The 19,687-nt window shown below is 67.6% G+C and carries 21 protein-coding genes; 6 read left to right on the top strand and 15 right to left on the bottom strand.

Going from position 1 to position 19,687, the window contains the following annotated elements; all coding sequences use genetic code 11:
* Positions 1-15: 15 nt before the first annotated feature.
* Complete coding sequence (locus tag BLU38_RS05090) at positions 16-1,536, bottom strand: leucyl aminopeptidase (protein WP_407939649.1); 1,521 nt, start codon at positions 1,534-1,536, stop codon at positions 16-18.
* A gap of 50 nt (positions 1,537-1,586) precedes the next feature.
* Between BLU38_RS05090 and gcvT the strand changes: the two genes are divergently transcribed.
* Positions 1,587-2,693, top strand: coding sequence for a glycine cleavage system aminomethyltransferase GcvT (gene gcvT / locus BLU38_RS05085; protein WP_091520856.1), 1,107 nt, complete (start codon positions 1,587-1,589; stop codon positions 2,691-2,693).
* Here gcvT and BLU38_RS05080 read toward each other — a convergent pair.
* The 9 genes from BLU38_RS05080 to BLU38_RS05040 form a co-directional block, all read right to left on the bottom strand.
* Positions 2,680-3,807, bottom strand: a complete 1,128-nt coding sequence (locus BLU38_RS05080; protein ID WP_091520852.1) for an FAD-dependent monooxygenase — start codon at positions 3,805-3,807, stop codon at positions 2,680-2,682. The genes gcvT and BLU38_RS05080 overlap by 14 nt on opposite strands.
* 24 nt (positions 3,808-3,831) lie before the next feature.
* Positions 3,832-4,314: an NUDIX hydrolase gene (locus BLU38_RS05075; protein ID WP_091520849.1), complete on the bottom strand. Its 483-nt coding sequence runs from the start codon at positions 4,312-4,314 to the stop codon at positions 3,832-3,834.
* 27 nt (positions 4,315-4,341) lie between these two features.
* Positions 4,342-5,187 (bottom strand): phosphoenolpyruvate hydrolase family protein, encoded by an 846-nt coding sequence (locus BLU38_RS05070; protein ID WP_091520845.1) that lies wholly within the window; start codon positions 5,185-5,187, stop codon positions 4,342-4,344.
* A gap of 2 nt (positions 5,188-5,189) precedes the next feature.
* Positions 5,190-6,506: a Tm-1-like ATP-binding domain-containing protein gene (locus BLU38_RS05065; protein ID WP_091520841.1), complete on the bottom strand. Its 1,317-nt coding sequence runs from the start codon at positions 6,504-6,506 to the stop codon at positions 5,190-5,192.
* Positions 6,507-6,512: 6 nt separating this feature from the next.
* Positions 6,513-6,887, bottom strand: coding sequence for a cupin domain-containing protein (locus BLU38_RS05060; RefSeq protein WP_091520837.1), 375 nt, complete (start codon positions 6,885-6,887; stop codon positions 6,513-6,515).
* Positions 6,884-8,014, bottom strand: coding sequence for a Gfo/Idh/MocA family protein (locus tag BLU38_RS05055; protein WP_091520834.1), 1,131 nt, complete (start codon positions 8,012-8,014; stop codon positions 6,884-6,886). The genes BLU38_RS05060 and BLU38_RS05055 overlap by 4 nt, the downstream gene beginning before the upstream one ends.
* A 6-nt stretch (positions 8,015-8,020) precedes the next feature.
* The gene (locus tag BLU38_RS05050; protein WP_091520829.1) at positions 8,021-8,845 is read right to left on the bottom strand and encodes a carbohydrate ABC transporter permease; all 825 of its coding nucleotides are present in this window, start codon (positions 8,843-8,845) and stop codon (positions 8,021-8,023) included.
* 3 nt (positions 8,846-8,848) lie between these two features.
* The gene (locus BLU38_RS05045; protein ID WP_157683220.1) at positions 8,849-9,709 is read right to left on the bottom strand and encodes a carbohydrate ABC transporter permease; all 861 of its coding nucleotides are present in this window, start codon (positions 9,707-9,709) and stop codon (positions 8,849-8,851) included.
* Between the two features lie 140 nt (positions 9,710-9,849).
* Complete coding sequence (locus BLU38_RS05040) at positions 9,850-11,127, bottom strand: ABC transporter substrate-binding protein (RefSeq protein ID WP_157683219.1); 1,278 nt, start codon at positions 11,125-11,127, stop codon at positions 9,850-9,852.
* 104 nt (positions 11,128-11,231) lie between these two features.
* Between BLU38_RS05040 and BLU38_RS05035 the strand changes: the two genes are divergently transcribed.
* Both BLU38_RS05035 and BLU38_RS05030 read left to right on the top strand, forming a co-directional pair.
* Entirely contained in the window at positions 11,232-12,692 is a 1,461-nt protein-coding gene (locus BLU38_RS05035) for an aminotransferase-like domain-containing protein (protein WP_091520822.1), read from the top strand.
* A 135-nt stretch (positions 12,693-12,827) separates the two neighbouring features.
* Positions 12,828-13,769 carry an NAD-dependent epimerase/dehydratase family protein gene (locus tag BLU38_RS05030; protein ID WP_091520819.1) on the top strand — a complete coding sequence of 314 codons (942 nt, stop codon included), beginning with the start codon at positions 12,828-12,830 and terminating at the stop codon, positions 13,767-13,769.
* On the opposite strand, the gene BLU38_RS05025 is transcribed toward BLU38_RS05030, so the two are convergent.
* The gene (locus tag BLU38_RS05025; RefSeq protein ID WP_157683218.1) at positions 13,655-14,491 is read right to left on the bottom strand and encodes a DUF998 domain-containing protein; all 837 of its coding nucleotides are present in this window, start codon (positions 14,489-14,491) and stop codon (positions 13,655-13,657) included. The genes BLU38_RS05030 and BLU38_RS05025 overlap by 115 nt on opposite strands.
* Positions 14,492-14,646: 155 nt before the next feature.
* On the opposite strand from BLU38_RS05025, the gene BLU38_RS05020 reads away from it, so the two are divergent.
* Positions 14,647-15,720 (top strand): LLM class flavin-dependent oxidoreductase, encoded by a 1,074-nt coding sequence (locus BLU38_RS05020; RefSeq protein WP_091531956.1) that lies wholly within the window; start codon positions 14,647-14,649, stop codon positions 15,718-15,720.
* 135 nt (positions 15,721-15,855) lie between these two features.
* On the opposite strand, the gene BLU38_RS05015 is transcribed toward BLU38_RS05020, so the two are convergent.
* The 4 genes from BLU38_RS05015 to BLU38_RS05000 form a co-directional block, all read right to left on the bottom strand.
* Positions 15,856-16,416, bottom strand: coding sequence for a DUF421 domain-containing protein (locus tag BLU38_RS05015; protein ID WP_197679997.1), 561 nt, complete (start codon positions 16,414-16,416; stop codon positions 15,856-15,858).
* Between the two features lie 5 nt (positions 16,417-16,421).
* The gene (locus tag BLU38_RS05010) at positions 16,422-16,640 is read right to left on the bottom strand and encodes a hypothetical protein (RefSeq protein WP_091520814.1); all 219 of its coding nucleotides are present in this window, start codon (positions 16,638-16,640) and stop codon (positions 16,422-16,424) included.
* An 11-nt stretch (positions 16,641-16,651) separates the two neighbouring features.
* Positions 16,652-17,662 (bottom strand): aldo/keto reductase family protein, encoded by a 1,011-nt coding sequence (locus tag BLU38_RS05005; RefSeq protein WP_091520810.1) that lies wholly within the window; start codon positions 17,660-17,662, stop codon positions 16,652-16,654.
* Positions 17,663-17,775: 113 nt separating this feature from the next.
* A complete protein-coding gene (locus tag BLU38_RS05000) occupies positions 17,776-18,336 on the bottom strand; it encodes a DUF3043 domain-containing protein (protein ID WP_157683217.1) in 561 nt (186 codons plus the stop codon).
* Between the two features lie 216 nt (positions 18,337-18,552).
* On the opposite strand from BLU38_RS05000, the gene BLU38_RS04995 reads away from it, so the two are divergent.
* Both BLU38_RS04995 and pspAA read left to right on the top strand, forming a co-directional pair.
* Positions 18,553-19,380 carry a PspA/IM30 family protein gene (locus tag BLU38_RS04995; RefSeq protein ID WP_091520803.1) on the top strand — a complete coding sequence of 276 codons (828 nt, stop codon included), beginning with the start codon at positions 18,553-18,555 and terminating at the stop codon, positions 19,378-19,380.
* A complete protein-coding gene (pspAA, locus tag BLU38_RS04990) occupies positions 19,377-19,661 on the top strand; it encodes a PspA-associated protein PspAA (RefSeq protein ID WP_091520800.1) in 285 nt (94 codons plus the stop codon). The genes BLU38_RS04995 and pspAA overlap by 4 nt, the downstream gene beginning before the upstream one ends.
* Positions 19,662-19,687 lie beyond the last annotated feature (26 nt).

The following is a 19,687-nucleotide window of genomic DNA, read 5'->3' as shown; positions in this document are numbered from 1 at the left end:
TCGGCCGGCCGGCGGTCAGCTCGCGTGCCGGCGGGCGACCTCGATCAGGGTACGGACCCCGATGCCGGTGCCGCCGGGCGCGATGTAGCCCGTGGCGCTGCCGCTGTTGAACGAGGGGCCGGCGATGTCCAGGTGTGCCCACGGGATGTCGGCGACGAATTCGCGGAGGAACGCGGCGGCGGTCAGCGCGCCGCCGGAGCCGGTCCGACCCGACTTGAGATCGGCCACCTCGGAGTCGAGATACCCCCGGGATTCCTCGACGATCGGCAACTGCCAGAACCGTTCACCGGCGTCGGACGCCGCGGCGAGGACCTCGGTCGCGGTCTCGTCGTCGTTGCTGAGGACGCCGCCGGTGTGCTCGCCGAGTGCGACCACGCAGGCGCCGGTCAGGGTGGCGACGTCGATGATCAGATCCGGGTTGTCCTCGGAGCTGAGCCGGGCCAACGCGTCGGCCATCACCAGCCGGCCCTCGGCGTCGGTGTTCACATTCTCCACCGTCGTGCCGCCGTACATCGTCAGGACGTCGGACGGCCGGTAGGCCGAACCGGACGGCATGTTCTCGGCGAGGGCGCCGTACGCGGTGATCTTGATCTTGAGCCCGAGGTCGGCGATCGCCTTGACCGCGGCGAACACCGCGCCGGCGCCGGACATGTCGGACTTCATGGTGTACATCCCGGCCTGGGTCTTGATGTCCAGACCGCCGGAGTCGAAGGTGATGCCCTTGCCGACCAGGCCGAGATGGAACTTCGCACCACGCGGTGCGTAGCTCAACCGGACCAGCCGCGGCGGACGTTCCGACCCGCCGCCGACGGCGAGCAGGCCGCCGTAGCCGCCCCGAGCCAGCGCCTTGTCGTCCAGCACCTCGACGGTCACCTTGCTCCGGCCGAGATGGGCCTTGGCCTCGTCGGCGAAGGATTCCGGGTAGAGCAGATTGGCCGGCTGATTGACCCAGTCCCGGTTGGCGACGACGGCCTGGGCGACGATCGCTGCGGTGTCGACGGCGGCCAGCTGGGCCTTGCCGCTGGACTTGGACAGGACGGCGATCCCGGCGATCTTCTGCTCGGCAGCATCACCGGTGCTGATCGGCCGGAACGTGTAGCTGCCCAGCAGGGCGCCCTCGGCGATCGCCCGGACCGCGGTGGGCTCGGTCCGGTCGAAGGAGACGGCCACCGAGCCGCCGGTGGAATTCTTCAGCGCCGACAACCCGGTGGCGGTGCGTACGCCGACACCGGCGGCCGCCCGGAGTTCCTCGTCGGTGATTTCTGCAACCGGCTTGTCGCCCAACCCGACCAACACGACGGTGGTCCGGCCCGCCGCCGGCAGCACGGTGCTGGACAGTGCCTTGCCGGTCGCGCCGAAGGAGGTCGCCAGCTCCGACGGCCCCGATCCGTACTTCTTCTTCACGGCAGTGCGTACCGGGTCGGGCAGACCGATGACGTCGCCGGCGGCGAAACCGGCGATCAGCACGTCGGTGGCGCGCGGAAGAGAACGGGACAGGCTGATCTGCGGGAGCGGAGATACTGGCACGGTGGTCAAGGCTATATGAGGTGTCTGCGACCGCTGGAACGGTGCGATAGCTTTCGACCATGAGTGCCGAGCTGTTGAAGTCCCCGCTGAATGATCGTCACGTCGACCTGGGCGCGAAATTCGCCGAGTTCGGTGGCTGGTCGATGCCGTTGGAATACGCCGGCGGCGGTGTGCTCGCCGAGCATGCCGCGGTCCGGTCCGGGGTCGGCATCTTCGATGTCAGTCACCTGGGCAAGGCGACGGTCAGCGGTCCGGGCGCGGCCGCGTTCGTCAATCGCTGTCTGACCAACGACCTGACCAAGATCACCAACGGCAAGGCGCAGTACACCCTGATCTGCAACGACGACGGTGGGGCGATCGACGATCTGATCGCCTACCTGAAGAGTGACGACGAGGTCTTCCTGATCCCGAACGCCGCCAACACCGCCGCGGTCGTCGACCGGTTGCAGGGCGCGGCGCCGGACGGCATCGAGATCACCAACCAGCACAGGGATTTTGCCGTGCTGGCCGTCCAGGGACCGCACTCCGACGAGACGTTGCAGTCCGCCGGTCTCCCGGTCGGTCACGAGTACATGTCGTTCGAGATCGCCGACGCCGACGGGACACCGATCACGGTCTGCCGGACCGGCTACACCGGCGAACGGGGCTATGAGCTGGTCTGCCCGAGCGAGGTCGCCGGCGCGGTCTGGGACAAGATCATGACCGCCGGCGAGCTGTACGGGATCCAGCCGGCCGGGCTCGGCGCGCGGGACACCCTGCGTACCGAGATGGGCTACCCGCTGCACGGGCAGGACATCAGCCCGGAGATCACGCCGGTGCAGGCCCGACTCGGCTGGGCGGTCGGCTGGAAGAAGGAGACCTTCTTCGGTGCCGATGCGTTGCGCGCGGAGAAGGCTGCCGGACCGGCCCGCACGCTGCGCGGTCTGAAGGCGGCCGGACGCGGTATCCCACGGGCGCACATGACGGTTCAGGACTCCGACGGCACACCGATCGGTGAGGTCACCTCCGGTACGTTCTCTCCGACCCTGAAGACGGGTATCGCACTGGCCTTGGTCGACCCCAAGCTCAAGATCGACGATGTGGTGCAGATCGACGTCCGCGGCCGAGCGTCGGAATTCGTGATCACCAAGCCGCCGTTCGTGCAGCCGGGCGTCAAGGAGAGCTGACGAACATCCCGGCCATTCGGGCCAGCTGATTCCGGACGGCGAGCCCGGGACCGGTGGCCGGCACCAGCATCGATGCGCCGATCCGTACCTGCCGTGCTGAACTGATCAACGGGGCGTGCCGTGACTGGTAGCGCCGGAAGGCCGCCCGGTGATCATTGCTGTCGGCCAGCTCTTCGGCCAGGGTGTGGGCTCCGAGGATCGCCTTGGCCGACCCGTCGCCGAGCAGGGAGATGCTGGACGCCGCGTCGCCGACCAGCGCGACCCTGCCCTCCGACCAGCGCGGCAGGTCGATCCGGCTGACGGCATCGAAGTACAGGTCGTCGGTCTCGCGGACCAGCTCCAACAGGTCCGGTACCAACCAGCCGTCGGTGGCGTAGTGATCGCAGATGATCTGCCGGTGCTGAGCGGCATCCCGATGATCGAAGGGCAGATCGGGGGAGCGACGGAAGATGAACGCCACCCGCTGCACCCCGCGGCCCGGATGGATGGCGGTCAGTCGGCCCGGCGCGTTGTAGAGCTGGACGGCCGTGTTGTCCACAGGATCGGTGTCGACGCCGACCGTCGTGGTGCCGACGAACATGCCCAGCCGACGGACGAACTGATCTTCGCTGCCGAAGATCATCCGCCGGGTGGCCGAGTGCACCCCGTCGGCGCCGATCACCAGGTCGAACCGCTGCTCACGTCCCGACCGGAACCGCACGTCGACACCATCGGGGTCCTGCGTCAGTTCGGCGATGGAGTCGTCGAACCGGATGTCCAGGTCACGACAGGCTTCGAGCAGAACCGCGGCGAGGTCGGCGCGGGCGATCTCGACCTCCGACCGGTCGCCCTTCTTCTGCCCACCGCTGTTCGGCCCACGCAGTCGGGCAATCGGCCGCCCTTCGCGGCCGATGATGACCAGCTTGGTCGCTACCGTCGCTCGGTCTCGGAGCGCGGGCAGGATGCCCATCTCCCGCGCGATCGGCAGCACCGCAACGCGGACATCCACCGGGTTGCCACTCGATCTGACCGCCTGGTCCTGCTCGACGACGGTGGGCTGAAGGCCACGTCGGTCGAGCCAGTAGGCCAGTGTCGCGCCAGCGACACCGGCACCCGAGATCAGGACTGTGCGCACCCGACCAGTCTGCGCGCCGCCGGGTCAGCGCACGAAGTCCGGGCCACCCTCCAACGGCAAAGCCTGGCTGATGACGTCCCGGTCGCGTTGCGGCAGCTCCTCGGGAAGTTGATCAAGGTCGTACCAGCCGACGGCCAGCGACTCGTCGTCGGCGACGTGAGCGTCGCCAGACACGTAGTGGGCCCGGAAGGTGCAGCTCAGGAACTGCACCTTGTCGCCGTTGGGGTATTCGGCCGGCGGCAGGGTGATCACGCTGACCAAGCGGTCGATCTCGACCGTCACCCCGGTCTCCTCGAAGACCTCCCGGGCCATCCCCGGTGCCGGCTGCTCGCCGGGCTCCAGGATGCCGCCCAGCAGTCGCCACCGGCCGTTGTCGGCGCGCTGCCCGAGCAGCACCCGGCCTGGGTCCTCCCGGCGATCGAAGACCACCGCCGTGACGCCGTTCAGGAAGAGCAGTGCATGACCGACCTGTTCGCGCAGGTCGAGGATGAATTGCGGTGTCGGCACGTCCGGGAGCCTACCCAGGCATCGTTGTCAGCCGGTCGTCTCCTGCTGCACCCGCAGCCCGGTGAACTCCTGCACCGTGGACGTGATCGCCGTCTCGGTCGGCAACCGTTCCATCGAGGACGCGCCGTAGAAGCCGTCGGTCTCGGTGCGGGCCAGCACGTAGGAGGCGTCGGACGGGGTCGCGATCGGGCCGCCGTGGCAGAGCACCAGGACGTCGTCGCGGACCGACCGGGCCGCGGCGGTCCAGTCGTTGATCAATTCCACGCACTGGTCGAGGGTCCGGGCGGTGTCGGCACCGATGCTGCCGCCGACCGTCAGACCGAGGTGGGCGACGATCACGTCGGCACCGGCCTCGGTCATCGCCCGTGCTTGGTCGGCATCGAACACGTACGGGGTGGTCAACAGGTCCTGATCATGAGCGACCTTGATCATCTCGATCTCGTGACCGAAGCCCATCCCGGTCTCTTCCAGGTTCTGCCGGAAAACACCGTCGATCAGACCCACGGTGGGGAAGTTCTGCACCCCGGAGAAGCCGAGCCGCGCCAGCTCCGGCAGCAGCACCTGCGGATCGTAGAAGGGGTCGGTGCCGTTCACCCCGGCCAGCACCGGGGTGTCGGTGACGACCGGGAGAACCTCGCGGCTCATCTCGACCACGACGTCGTTGGCGTTGCCGTAGGCGAGCAGGCCGGACAACGAGCCGCGTCCGGCCATCCGGTAGCGGCCGGAGTTGTAGATCACGATCAGGTCGATGCCGCCGGCCTCCTCACATTTGGCCGACAGGCCGGTGCCGGCGCCGCCACCGATGATCGGGAGTCCGCGGGAGCGCTTGCTGCGGAGCCGATCGAGGATCTCGGCGCGGGGAATGCGTGCCATGGTTACCTTTCTGAGTGGATGGTTGTCTGCTGATCAGTGGTGGACCGGTGCTGAGGCGGCAGGTAGCCGGACAGGATGTCGGTCATCAGTCGGGCGACCGTCGGGTCGTTGATGTCGGTGTCGACCTCGACCAGGTCGACCCGGTCACGGTCGAGTCCGGTTCGGATGCTGTCGAACAGCGCCCGGTCGGCCTCGGGATCATGGAACGGGCCGCCCTCGACCGAGACCGCGGAGATGCCGCGCAGCGGCAGCACCACGGTGGCCGGTGCGGACGTCGACGAGACCCGTTCGGCCAGCCGGCGACCCAACTCAGCGCACTCCTCGGGCGTGGTCCGCATCAGTGTGACGGTCGGGTTGTGCACCAACAGTCGGCGATCGGCGAACTGTGCCGGGACGGTGTCCATTGCTCCGAAGTTGACCATGTCCAGGGCGCCGACCGAGACCACCTGCGGAATCCGCGCCCGGGCAGCCGCGGTCAGCCGCTCCGGCCCCGCGGAGAAGACCCCGCCGACCAGTTCGTCGGCGAGCTCGGTGGTCGTCGCGTCCAGCACACCGCCGATCATGCCCTCGTCGATCAACCGTTCCATGGTCCGTCCGCCGATGCCGGTCATGTGGAAGACCAGGACCTCGTAGCCGGCGTCGTCGAGCAGCCGGCGGGCCTGGTCCAGGCACGGTGTCGTGACACCGAACATGCTGGCCGCGATCGCCTGACGGTTGCCGGTGCCAGCATTCCCGCTGCCAGCATTCCCCGGCGCGCCGGTCCCGGTTGCCGGTGCGGCCTGCATCATTCCGGTCAGGGCGTCCGCGGCGTTGGCCAGGATCAGCGACGACACCCGGTTCAACCCGGCGATGTCCACCACACTGGGGAACAGCACCAGGTCGCTGTTGCCGACGTACGGTGTGGTGTTGCCGACGGCGACCGTGCTGACGATGATCTTGGGCACTCCGATCGGGATCGGCTGCAGGGCACGGGCCGCGATCGACGTGCCGCCCGTCCCACCGAGCGCGAGAGCGCCGGCGAACCGGCCCGCGCGCAGCAGCTCCATGATCACCTCGGCTGCGCCCTCGGCCATCCGGGCAACGGCCCGGCCGCGATCATGATCGGCGACCAGCTCGGCCAGTGTCGTACCGGCCGCGATCGCGACCTGCTCCCGGGTGATGTCGACCTCGATGCCCGGCTCGCCCAGCACACCGGTGTCGATCACGACCGTGGACAAGCCGTTGGACCGCAGCCGGTCCCGGACGAAACCGTACTCGGCCGCCTTGGTGTCCATCGTGCCGAGCAGCACCACGGTGCTGTCGGAGCGTGCAGCTTCCATGATCGACTACTCGCCCTCGGTCTGCCGGTCCGCGGAGTTGTAGCAGATCACGAACTCGGCGACCTCGTCGCCGACATTGCGGGCGTTGTGCATGGTGCCGCAGGGGATCGAAACGATGTCGCCGGCCTGCATCGGAAAGGTGTCGTCGCCGAGACTGTGTTCGATCGAACCGGTGAGCACGTAGAGCACCTCGTCACAGTTGGCATGCCGATGCCGGGGATTGGCCTTGCCGGGATCGATGTAGCAGCGGCCGACGGTCATCGTCTCGGAGATGCCCAGCGATCGGTTCGCCATCCACACCAACCGGCCCCACTCATGTTGTTCGACGGGATAGGAATCCGGGCGACCCACGGTCCGTCGGATGTCGGTCGATTCGCTCATGCTGCTCCTTCGGTTGCCTGTCCTGCGGTTGCCTGTCCTGCAGTGGTCCGGTCCAACCGACCGACGACGCCGGCCGGCAGTTGTTGATAAGCCTCGTACAACGCCATGATCTGGTCCACCTGGTGCAGGGTTCCCAGCGTCAGATCCTGCTCGCCCCGGACCGCGGCGCAGAAGTGCAGGATCTCCGGCACGTAGCCGAGGTAGAAGAGGTTCTTGTTGTACAGCTGGCCGAGGGAGAATTCCGGCTCCCAGGTGAGCGGGGCGACCTCGTCCGGCACGATGTAGGACCCCGAACGGCCGTAGCCGAGCTCGGCGCCGCGCCGGTAGTAGGTCAGTCGGACGCCGTTGTCGATCACCAGATTGGCTCCGTGACCGACGATCTCGACATGCTCCAGCGGCGCGTTCGTCGCCTGACCGGCGGTCAGGTGCAGACTGCCGATCACACCGCTGGCGAAGAGTAGCGAGGAGATGCTGCCGCCACTGGTCGGCTCCCATTCGTAGCTCAGCCGGGTGACCGGACCGCCGAGATAGCTCAGGACCGCGCCCGGGTGGTAGATGTGATCAAGGAAACCGCGCATGATCACGCCGTCCCGCCGGTCGGCTTCGGCCGGCAGCGACTGCGGATAGCGCACCGAGATCGACGACACCGGCCCGAAATCGTCGGATTCCATGATCGACTTCGCCTTCTGGATCGCCGGCGTGAAGATCTTCTTGAGGCCGGTCATCACCAGTCGGCCGGTGGACGCGCTCAGCCGTTCCAGTTCGCGGACCTGATCCCGGGTGGATGCGGTCGGCTTCTCCATCCAGACATGGCTGCCGGCCCGCAGGCAGTCCGCCGCCAGCCGGGTCGCCTGGACCTGTCCGTCGTCGTCGTAGGCGGTGACGATGAAGACCACGTCGGAGTGCTCGGCGGTCAGCAGCTGATGATGATCGCTGTAGGAGCGGGCTGCCCCGAACGATCGGGCGTACTGGGCCGCCCGATCCTGATCAAGATCACAGACCGCGACCAGATCCACCGGCGCGTAGTGCAGCGCCGGGTAGATGTTGCGGAAGGAGTGGCCGCCGGCGCCGATGAAGGCGGCGGTCAGTCGATCGGTGTACTCGAACTGGTAGCTGATGTCGTGCATGCGGCCTCATTTCATCGATCCGGCGAGCAGACCTTGGGTGAACGAACGTTGCAGGACGAGGTAGACGAGAATGGACGGGATCATCGCCATCGTGATGCCGGCGAAGAGTGCGCCGTAGTCGGAGTTGTACTGATCTTGGAATTGGGTGAGCCCCAGTGGGATGGTCATCTTCTCGTTGCTGAACAGCAACAGCAAGGCCAGGATGTATTCGTTCCAGGACCCGAGGAAGGCGAACACCGCGACCGCGAGGATGGCCGGCCGGGCCAGCGGCGCCATCACCTGGGTGAACGTGCGCCAGGTCGAGGCGCCGTCGATCTCGGCTGCTTCGGCGAGTGTCCCGGGCAGATCCTTGAAGAAGTTGCGCATGATGAAGACGCCGAGTGGCAGTCCGCCGGCGACGATCACCAGGATCAGCCCGACCCGGCTGTCCAGCAGGCCGAGCGACCGCATCTGATAGAAGATCGGGATCACGATCGCCTCCGCGGGCACCGTCATCGTCAGCAGCAGCAGATAGAACAACAGGTTGACCCGCGGCCCGGCGAGCTTGGCGAAGACGTAGCCGGCCGGCAGGCAGACCGCCAGCGTCAGCAGCGTTGCCGCGACCGAGACGATCAGACTGTTCGCCGAGTACTGGGCGAAGCCGCCGGTGGTCCAGGCGGTGACGAAATTGCCGATGATCCAGTGCCTGGGCAGCCCGACCGGATCGCCGAAGATCTCGGTATCGCTCTTGAACGCGTTCAGCACGACCCAGCCGAACGGCACCAGGATGCCGCCGATCACGATCGCCAGCACGACGGTGAGGGTCAGGTCGACCCGGGTCCGGGTGCGCATCGGTCAGCGCTCCTCGGCGACGCGGTCGCGCCACCGGGTGAGCAGGGTGACGCCGATGATCGTCAGCACGGCGATGGTGAGTCCGGCGGCCGCAGCGAGCCCGATCCGTCCGGACTGGAACGCCGACCGCCAGACGTAGACCGCGGCGAGTTCGGTGGCGTTCGACGGGCCACCCTGGGTCATCGACCAGACGGTGCCGAATCCCTTCAGCGCATTGGAGAACGCCAGCACCAGCACCAGGCTCATCGTGTTGTAGAGCCCGGGCAGCGTGACGTGGCCGAAACGCTGCCACCCGGTTGCGCCGTCGATCATGGCCGCCTCGTAGAGCGTCGGGTCGATGGTCTGCATGCCGGCCAGGAAGAGCACCAGGTAGAAGCCGAAACCCTGCCAGGCGCTCGCGACGCCGACCGAGAACAATGCCAGATGATCTTCGCCGAGCCAGGCATGTCCGAGGTGACCGAGACCGATCCGTTGCAGGCCCGAATTCAGTAGGCCGATCGACGGATTGTAGATCTGTGCCCAGACCACACCGACCACCGAGAGCGCCAGCACGTTGGGCAGGAACGCCAGACTCCGGAAGACGGTACGGACCCGGCGCCAGCCGATCTCGTTGATCAAGGTCGCCAGCAGCAGCGCGCCACCGACGGCGAGCACCAGGTGCATCACCGCCCAGATCGCTGTCCGCCCCAACGACGCGACGAAGCGTGGATCCAGCCAGATCCGCACGTAGTTGGATACCCCGGCCGGTGTCATCCGGGCCGCGACTCCGTCCCAGGAGAAGAAGCTCAGCTTGACCCCCAGTCCGAGCGGGACCAGAACGAAGACCGACAGCAGCCCGAAACAGGGCAGCAACATGGCGATCATCAGCGGCATATCCCGCAGAGACCTGCTGTTCGCCCGTCGCGCCCGGCCGCCCCAGCGGGGGGCGGACGGCGGTGACGACTGCGCCGGGACCGCCGGCCCCGATCGCCCGGAGCGCCGGCTGATCGTGGAGGACATCACGGTCACTCCCCGCCGTCGGCCCTGCTGGTGTCGATCGCCTGCAGCAACGGCTTCGGATCGCGCCCCGCCAGCAGTCCCTGGACGGCGGCGTACCAGGCGTCCTTGCCATCGGCGGACAGATAGACGCTCGGGTTGAAGCCGGTCTCGGTGTTGGCGTCCTTGACTGCTTTGGCGATGGCGGGATCGAGCTGGACCGAGTCGGGGACCAGGTGGGTCGGACCGAACGTGTACCCGTTCTGCGCGGCGATGGTCAGGTACTTCTCGCTGGACACCCAACGGATCCATTCCTTGGCGGCCGGCAGCGATCTGCTGTTGGCGTTCACGATCCAGCTCACCGCCAGCCCGGAGGTCGGATGCGCGTTGGCCGGATCGTCCGACGGCATCGGGATCGCATGCAACGCCGACGTGTCGACCTTGTCCTGTTGCAGATCGGCGTCCAGCGCCTGGGTCGCGACGATCATCGCCGCCTTGCCGCGGGCGAAGGTCGCGGTTGCCTGATCACCGTCGAAGGCCAGTCCCTTCTTGCCGTCCAGGCAGCCGTTCTTGATCAACTGGCCGATCTTGGCCGCCCCGTCCAGCACCGGTTGCTGGGCGAACGACCCGTTGTCGAAGAGGACATCGCGCATCGTCGCCGTCCCGGCCGACGACTGCAGCAGGGTGCCGGTCAGCCAGCCGCCGGCGAAGTTGTCCCGGGCGCCCACCACGAGAGGTTGCACACCGGCCTCGGCCAGTGGCTTGCAGCTGGCGATCAGATCCGACCAGGTCTTCGGCGGCTGCACGCCGGCCCGGTCGAGGATCTTCTGGTTGTAGTGCAGTTCGAAGATGTCCCGACCCTCCACGACCTCGTAGATCTTCTTGTCGGTGGTGATCTGATCGAGGACATCCTTCGGATACTGCTGCCGCGCCCCACCGTCGTAGACGTCGGTCAGATCGGCGATCAGCCCGGCACGAGCCAGCGGTGCGACCCGGCCGGGACCGGAGTTCACCAGCAGCACGTCGGCGCCGTGACCGGAGCGCAGGTTGGTCTGCACACTGCCGTCCTCGAACGTCACCGCGGCATGGGTCACCTCGACCTTGATGTCAGGATGCTCCTGCTGGAACGCCTTCAGCACCGCGGCCGCGTACTGCGATTCGCCGTAGTTGAGCCGGAGCACTGTGGAGTCCTGCTTGCTGCCGTCGCCTGCTGCCGGAGCGCCACCCGGCGCGGCCCCGGAACATCCGGTGACCGCAGCCAGTGCGGTCACCAAGACGGAACTGATGATCAATTTGTGGATTCTCATCTGGCCCCCTTCCAACACCGTTGTTGAGCTACCAGGACAGAATGGTCTTGGAAGTGGCCCTGAATGTAGAGCCACTGGGGGAGAATTGGCACTAATCTCGTCGCATGAGGATCGGTGCGGAGGAGTTGGCTGTCGCCCTGTTGGGGGCCGGTGCGGCGACCGGGCCGCTGTACCTGCGACTGGCATCGGGGATCGTCGATCTGGTCGGCCGTGGCGAGTTGCTGCCGGGCTGCCGACTGCCGTCGGAACGGCTGTTGGCCGAGCAGGCGCTGGTCAGTCGGACGACGGTGGTGGCGGCCTATCGACACCTGCAGGACGCCGGTGTCGTCGAACGACGAGAGGGCAGTGGGACCCGGATCGCGGCACCGGAGGTCGGCCCGGGACGGGAGACGGTGACGGCCAGTCGGCCGGGTGCTGGACGGGCCGCGGCGTATCTGTTCGGCCCGCCGTCGACGATCGACCTGGCGACGGCGGCGCTGCCCGGGCTGCCGATGGTCGCCGAGGAGGCGGCGCGGACCGATCAGGACGAATATCGGATGTTGATCGCGGAGAACCATGCCTACGACCCGCGCGGTCTGCTGGCGCTGCGGCGGCGGCTGGCGGAGTTGTACTCCTCGCGGGGGATGCCGACCGACGAGCATCAGATCCTGATCACCGCCGGCGCCCAGCAGGCCATCGAGGTGGTCACCAGCGGCTGCGTCCAGCCGGGCGATCCGGTGATCCTCGAGCAGCCGGCGTACCGCGGTGCGCTGGAGGCGTTCGCCCGGGCCGGTTGCAAGGTCGACGCGGTGCGCTGCGACGCCGACGGGATGGTGATGGCCGATCTCGATGCGGCGCTGCGCAATCGGCCGGCGCGAATGATCTACCTGCAGTCCGAGGTGCAGAATCCGACCGGGGTCCGGCTGTCTCCGGGGCGCCGCGCCCGACTGCTGCAGTTGGCGGCACAGCACGGCTCGATCGTCGTCGACGACACGTCGCTGGCCGAGACCACGTTCGTCTCCGACGGGTTGCCCGCGCTGTCCTCGGATCGGGTTCCGCTGATCTCGATCGGATCGCTGAACAAGCTGTTCTGGAGCGGGCTGCGGATCGGATGGATCCGCGCCTCGGCCGACGTCATCTCCCAGCTCGCCCGGTTGAAGGGGCTCGCCGACTTCGGTACCTCGGTGATCAGCCAGCAGGTTGCGGTGCGGCTGTTGGACCGGATCGATCAGGCGCGCGTCGAGCGGCAGCAGGGGCTGCGGGAGTCGTTGGAGATCGCCACCGGTCTGCTCGGCCGGCTGCTGCCCGGGTGGAGTTGGTGGGAGCCGAAGGGAGGTCCGTCGCTCTGGGTGGAGATTCCGCGTGGCGACTCCTCGCAGTTCGCCTCGGCGGCGATGCGATTCGGTGTGGCGGTGCTCCCGGCCGCGGCGTTCTCCGCGCGCGGGCTGGTCAGTCGGCACCTGCGGTTGCCGTTCGCCCTCCCGGAGGGCCGGCTGATCCCCGGCATCGAACGGCTTGCCCGCGCCTGGACCGATTACGAGGAGCACGGGCCGGTCGATCTGCCGTTGCATTCGATCTCGACCTGACCAGGCCCGGCGGCATGCCGAGTGCGGCGTACCGAATCGACAAATGTGAGCACTGCTCTTGTTTTGTGCATGGCGCCGTGCCATCATCGTCCATATAGAGAGCAGTGCTCACATTTGCGACGAGGGGTAACTGAAATGGGTAAGCATGTGATCGTCGGAGCGGGTCCGGTCGGGACCGAGACCGCACGGCTGTTGGTGGCCGCCGGCGAGGAAGTGATCAGCGTGACCCGTAGCGGGCGTGGTCCGGCGGTGGCGGGCGTCAGCAGAGTCGCGGCCGATGCCTCCGACGCCGATCGGCTGATCGAGATCAGCACCGGAGCGGACGCGTTGTACAACTGCGCCAACCCGAGCCACTACGGCAACTGGGAGGAGGTCTGGCCGCCGCTGTGGGCGAGCATGTTGGCCACCGCGGAGCAGACCGGTGCGCTGTTCGTGATCACCTCCAGCCTGTACGGCTACGGTCCGGTCGCCGGTTCGATGACCGAGGCGTTGCCGGATCTGGCGACGGAGAAGAACGGTCGGATCCGGGCGAGCATGTGGGCCGAGGCGAAGGCGTTGCACGATCAGGGGCGGATCCGTGCGGTCGAGGTGCGCGCGTCGGACTACGCCGGTGCCGGGGTCGGTGCCAACGGGCATCTGAGCCGCAACCTGCCGGCGGCGCTGCGCGGTAAGGCCGGGATGGTGATCGGCAATCCGGATCTGCCGCACTCCTGGACCGATGTGCTGGACGTTGCGCGGACGCTGGTCGCGGTGGCGGATCGGCCGGACAGCTGGGGCCGGGTCTGGATCGCCCCGACAAATCCGCCGCGCAGTCTGCGGCAGGCGATGACCGATCTGCTGGAGTTGGCCGGCAAACCGATGGTGGCGCTGCGGCCGTACCCGAAATTGATCATGAAGGTCGGTGGGTGGTTCAACGCCGATCTGCGGGAGCTGGCGGCGATGAGCTACATCTTCAACCGGTCCTACGTGGTCGACTCGACCGATGCCGAGACCAAGCTCGGGCTGGCTCCGACACCGTGGGACGAGGTGTGCCGGCGGATGCTCGGCTCGGCGACCGAGGCGCCGGCCAGGGGGTAGTCCCCGGCCCGGCGACTGACCAGGACCGGGACCTCGACCGGCCCGGCCGGCAGGACGGATGCCGGTGCTTCGATCGGCTGAACGGCAGCGGTCCGTGCGCCGGACTCCCGGTCGATGGTCGCGGCCAGCAGAAACAGGTAGCCGATCATGATCACGAAGCCGGCTCGTTCGATGAATCCGAAGGCGGCGATCCCGGAGCCGGCGAAGGCCAGCGGCAGATGGATGGACAGGAACAGCGCGACCAAACCGGCCAGCCCGTACGCCGATCGGCACAACATCCGCGGCATCCGCGACACCGGCCGGTCGATCGTCCTGGCCAATGACAGCCCGATCACCGGCAGCGTAGCGAACGCCGAGCCGGCGCAGATCCGGTGGATCGTCGCTGCCAGGGTGCCGTCGGAGATCGACGCACCGGCTGTCGGCGGGTCGGTCGGGCAGACGCCGACCAACACCAGCGAGATGCTGAAGATGATCATGGCGACGGCCGGCACCGGCCCGGTCGCCACACCGGTCCGGTACATCCGCACCATCAGCAGCAGCCCCAGCAGGGCGAGCAGTGAACCACCGGCGATGATCATCAGGCCGCCGCCCGGGACGAACGCGTACCAGCTGATCGGATCGATCAGCGGATTGACCGTTGCCGCTCCGATCACGTGCGCGGTGATCATCGGCACCAGGGCCAAGGCGGAGAAGGCGGTGACAAGACGGATGTTTTCGGACACATCACAACGGTCTCGAAATCGCGCTCCGGACGACATCACGCTGACCGGCGAATGCGCGGTGGGGTCAGCCCTACCAGGGGCGTTCCGGATGCCCCCTGACCGGCGATCGGCCACCGGTGGGAATAGCCGTGCGGACGCGCTTGTTGTGCCCGGACGTGACTTCTCCTGATCATGGACCCGGTTCGTCTGCTCTCGGCCTGTCGGTGCTGGACCTGATCCCGGTCCGTACCGGTCAGACGACCGCGGAGGCGCTCCGGGCGTCGACCGCGCTGGCACGGGTCGCCGACGAGGCCGGTTATCAGCGCTTCTGGGTCGCCGAGCATCACAACATGCCGGCCGTCGCGTCGACCAACCCTCCGGTGCTGATCGCGCTACTCGCCTCGGCGACGCAACGGATCCGGGTCGGCTCCGGCGGAGTCATGTTGCCCAACCACGCGCCGCTGGTGGTGGCCGAACAGTTCAGCCTGCTGGAGTCAGCCTTCCCCGGCCGGATCGACCTCGGGATCGGCCGCGCCCCGGGCTCGGACCCGGTGACCAACTGGGCGCTGCGGTTGGGCGGTGGCGGTACCGAGGACGGCGTCGACCAGTTCGCCACCAATGTGCAGAACCTGATCAAGATGATGAGTCCGGCGGGTGTCGGGCTCCAGGTTTCCGGTCAGACCTACGAACTGCATGCCACCCCGAACGCGGTCAGCGAGCCGACGATCTGGCTGCTCGGTTCCTCCGATTACTCCGCTCGGCTGGCTGCCGAGCAGGGGCTGCCGTACGTCTTCGCCCATCACTTCTCCGGCGAGGGCACCGCCGCGGCACTGCAGCTCTACCGGGACAGCTTCCGGCCGTCGGAGACGCTGGACAGTCCGCGCACCTTCCTGACGTTGAACGCCTCGGTGGCGCCGACCGCCGCCGAAGCCGAACGGCTGGCGCTGCCGCAGCTGATCCAGATGGCCGGGATGCGCAGCGGCCGGCCGCTCACCCCGCAGCTGACCGTCGAGCAGGCCGAGGCCGACGACTTCCTGTCCAGCAAGGCACCGTTGGTCGATGCGATGCGTGCCAAGTGGGTGATCGGCGATCCCGACACCGCTGCCGAACGCGTTGCCAAGCTGGCGGCCGAGTTCGGAGTGGACGAGGTGATGATCAGCCCGGTCGGTGGCGCCTTCGACAACACCACCATGGACGCCTCACCGGCCCGAGAGCAGACCCTCCGGTTGCTCGCCGCCGCCCTGGCCTGACCCCTCAAAACCCCACCGCCGCACCGGTTCCGTACTTCCGCACCCTGTACACACGGTGCGGAAGTACGGAACCGGTGCGGCGGTGGGGTTTCGGAGGTTCCAGACAGAGTGCGCGACTGACCGGGAGCGGTGAGTTCAGTCGCCGAACAGTTCGGGTGGCAGTCGGTCGGCGCCGACCACGCCGGTGAGCAGTCGGGGGTCGATCGACTCTCCGCGCCGCAGCACGCTGATCGTTCCGGTCGGTTCGAAGATCGCCGCGGCGACCTCGTTCGGATGCCGGATGCCGGCGGTCCGCAGCCGGGACCAGAGCTCGGTGGTGGAGACGTGGCAGGACCGCAGTCGATCATCCAGGATCTGCGAGCCGGCCATCAGCAGTACGGCACGGGCGGCGATCGTCCGCTCGCCGAACGGTCGCAGCCGCAGCAGCCCGGCGACGGCCTGCAGGACGACCAGCGTGCCCAGCGCAAGCAGCCCGCCGGCCAGCCGCGGCGCCTCTCCCAGCGCCGACCGGCCGATGATCGCGCCGAACGCGATCACCGCGGCCAGGTCGAAGCTGGACAGCGAGGACAACACGCGCTGGCCGAGCAGCCGGATCGCCAGCACCATCGCCACGTACATCCCGATGGTGGCGATGACCACGGCCAGCGCTTCACCCGGGGTGACGCCGAGTAGCCGTCCGAGTCCGAGATGGTGCACGTCGATCAGCCGACCTCAGGCTCCAGCCGCATCGGGCCGTAGACCAGGCGGTCGGCCTCATACAGGCTGACCGCCTCGACGCCGGCCTGCAGTAGATCGGGATACACCTCACCGAGCCAGGACTCGGCGTCGCCCTGGGTGGGGAAACGCTGGTCGAGCCCGAGCTCGGCGGTGTCAACAGGGCCGGCACCGGATCGGAGGTGGGACTGCCAATGCCAGCTCATGATCTCGTTCCTCAGGCCAGCCGCGACTTCGGCGAGGTCTGCGCCGTACGAGCAGGGTCGGACTCGACCGCATCGCCGAGGATCTCGTCGATGGTGGACAGCGTCTCCGGCGACAGCTTCTTGCCCGCCGCGGCGGCGTTGTCGGTGACCTGTTCGGGCTTGGAGCCACCGGTGATCGCGGTCGCGACGTTGTCGTTGGTGAGCACCCAGGCGACCGCCAGCTGGGCCATCGACAGACCCTCGTCGGCGGCAACCGGAGCCAGCTTCTGGATCCGTTCCAGCAGATCGTCCTTCAGCAGCCGCTTGATGAAGTCGGAGCCACCGTTCGGATCGGTCGCCCGCGAACCCGCCGGCGGTTCCTGACCCGGCTTGTACTTGCCGGTCAGAACGCCCTGCGCGATCGGGGAGAACACCACCTGGCTGATCCCGAGTTCCTTCGACGTCGGGACGACCTCGCCCTCGATCACCCGATAGAGCATCGAATACTGCGGCTGGTTGCTGACCAGCTGGAAGCCCAGCTCGGTCGCCAGCTTGTGTCCGCGGCGGAGCTGGTCGGAGGTCCACTCGCTGACGCCGATGTAGAGCGCCTTGCCCTGCCGCACGATGTCGGCGAAGGCCTGCATCGTCTCTTCCAACGGCGTCTCGTAGTCGAACCGGTGGCACTGGTACAGATCGACGTAGTCGGTCTGCAGCCGGGACAGCGAGCCGTTGATCGACTCCATGATGTGCTTGCGCGACAGACCGGTGTCGTTGTGGCCCTTCGGGCCGGTCGGGAAGTAGACCTTGGTGAAGATCTCCAGGCTCTCCCGCCGCTGACCGGCCAGCGCGTCGCCGAGGATCTTCTCCGCAGCGGTGTTGGCGTACACGTCGGCGGTGTCGAACGTGGTGATGCCGGCATCCAGTGCGGCGTTCACGCAGACCTTGGCCGCGTCGGCCTCGACCTGGGATCCGTGGGTCACCCAGTTGCCGTAGCTGACCTCGGAGATCTTCAGGCCACTGTTGCCGAGATAACGAAACTCCATGTGCTTCCTTCGTTCGTGGATGAACACCGGGCTCGAGGCAGCAGCCTACTCAGCACCCGCCGGGCAAGTTCAGGGCGGGCGGCATCCGGTCGGGCGGCTTCCGGTCGGGTGGTTCAGTAGGCTTCGCCGCGCTTGATCCGCGGCGCCGGCATCCGGAACCGGCGGATCTGGATGCTGCGGTTGATGCCGTAGAACAGCAGCCCGCGGGTGCTCGACTTCGGCAGTCGCTGCGCCAGCACCTTCTTGAAGCCACGCCACATCAGGAACGAGTCCAGCAGCACGACCAGGATGAACACGTACATCAGCACGGTGCTGACCAGGGTGATGTTCGGCAGCAGCGTGTAGAGGAAGCTGGCGCCGAGGATGACCACCAGGCCGGGCAGCAGGAATTCGCCGATGTTGCGTCGGGCGTCGATGTAATCGCGCAGCAACGCCTTCTCCGGCGTGTTGTCCCGGGCCTGGATCGCCTTCATCCGCTCGGCCCGCTGCGCCCTGGCCGCGTCCTTCTTGCTGACCTGCTTGGTCAGCCGCTCACGACGCGCCGCCTCGGCCTGCTTGCGGGTCGGCGTCGGGGCGTCCTTCTTCCGCGGCCCCGACCCGGACTCGGTCACCAGACCGGGGTCGGATGCCTGCTCCTCCTGTGGAGCCTGGTTCTTGCGACCGAACAATGCCACGGGTGCCTTCCCCTGTCGTTCCCTGGGCTCGCGGACGCCTGGAGGTCCGCTGCGACCCCCGGATTCTGTCAGGGTCACACCCCAATTACGAAACTACCTCGTCGGTCCGATGCCTGCGTTACCCCGCCGGGCATAAGCTGGACAGCAATCGTGTCTGGCCGGCGAAGCCCGGGCCGGCCTCGCAGGTACGTAATCGGAAGGATCAGCGGAGAGCAGATGAGCGGAATATTCCAGCGGATGTCGATGATCTTCCGCGCCAAGGCGGACAAGGCGCTGGACAAGGCAGAAGACCCCCGCGAGACCCTTGACTACTCCTACCAACGCCAGCTCGAGCTGTTGCAGAAGGTACGCCGCGGCGTCGCCGACGTCGCGACCAGCCGCAAGCGGGTCGAGCTGCAGGCCAACGGGCTGAACACTCAGATCGACAAGCTCAGTCAACAGGCGAAGAAGGCGCTCGAGGTCGGCCGGGAGGACCTGGCCCGGGAGGCGCTGACCCGCAAGTCCGGTCTGCAACAGCAGCTCGGCGACCTGCAGACCCAGCACGCCCAGCTGCAGGGCGAGGAAGAGAAGCTGGTCCGCGCGTCCCAGCGGCTGCAGGCCAAGGTGGACGCGTTCCGGACCCGCAAGGAAACCATCAAGGCGACCTACTCCGCGGCCGAGGCACAGACCCGGATCAACGAGGCCTTCACCGGCATCGGCGAGGAGATGGGCGACGTCGGCATGGCGATCCAGCGGGCCGAGGACAAGACCGCCGAGATGCAGGCCCGGGCCGGTGCCGTCGACGAGTTGATCGCGACCGGTGTGCTGGAGGATGCGACCGGCCAGAACAAGGACGACATCACCCTGGAGTTGGAGCAGCTGGCGTCCGGGTCCGATGTGGAGAACGAGCTGGCCCAGATGAAGGCCCAGCTCAGCGGCGGGTCGACCTCCACGCCGGCGATCGAGGGTGACCAGGCCACGCCTGCCGCCGAACCGACTCAACAGACCCAGAGCACTGCGCCGAGCAACGCCGCCCAGACCAACGGAAGCGGTGAGGTCCGATGATCATCCGCATCCTGGGCGAGGGGCAGTACCGCGTCGACGAGTCCGCGGTCGCCGATCTGAACACCATCGACGCCAAGATCGAGCAGGCAGTCGAGGGCGGCGACCAAGAGGCCTTGACGGCGCAGCTGACCGCGTTGCACAACGAGATCATCGCCGCCGGCAAGCCGGTTGCCGATGACGAGCTGGAGGATTCCGACCTGATCCTGCCGTCGGCCGACGCCACCCTGGACGAGGTCCGGGAGCTGTTGGAGGAGTCCCAGGAGGGCCTGCTTCCCGGCTGATCGAACAGACTGATCACCCCATTGCA

Origin of the sequence: Microlunatus soli, assembly GCF_900105385.1 — a bacterium.
GTDB classification, from domain to species: Bacteria; Actinomycetota; Actinomycetes; order Propionibacteriales; family Propionibacteriaceae; genus Microlunatus; species Microlunatus soli.
The sequence above is the reverse complement of the archived record's forward strand: the minus strand, read 5'-3'. Positions and strand labels throughout refer to the sequence as shown.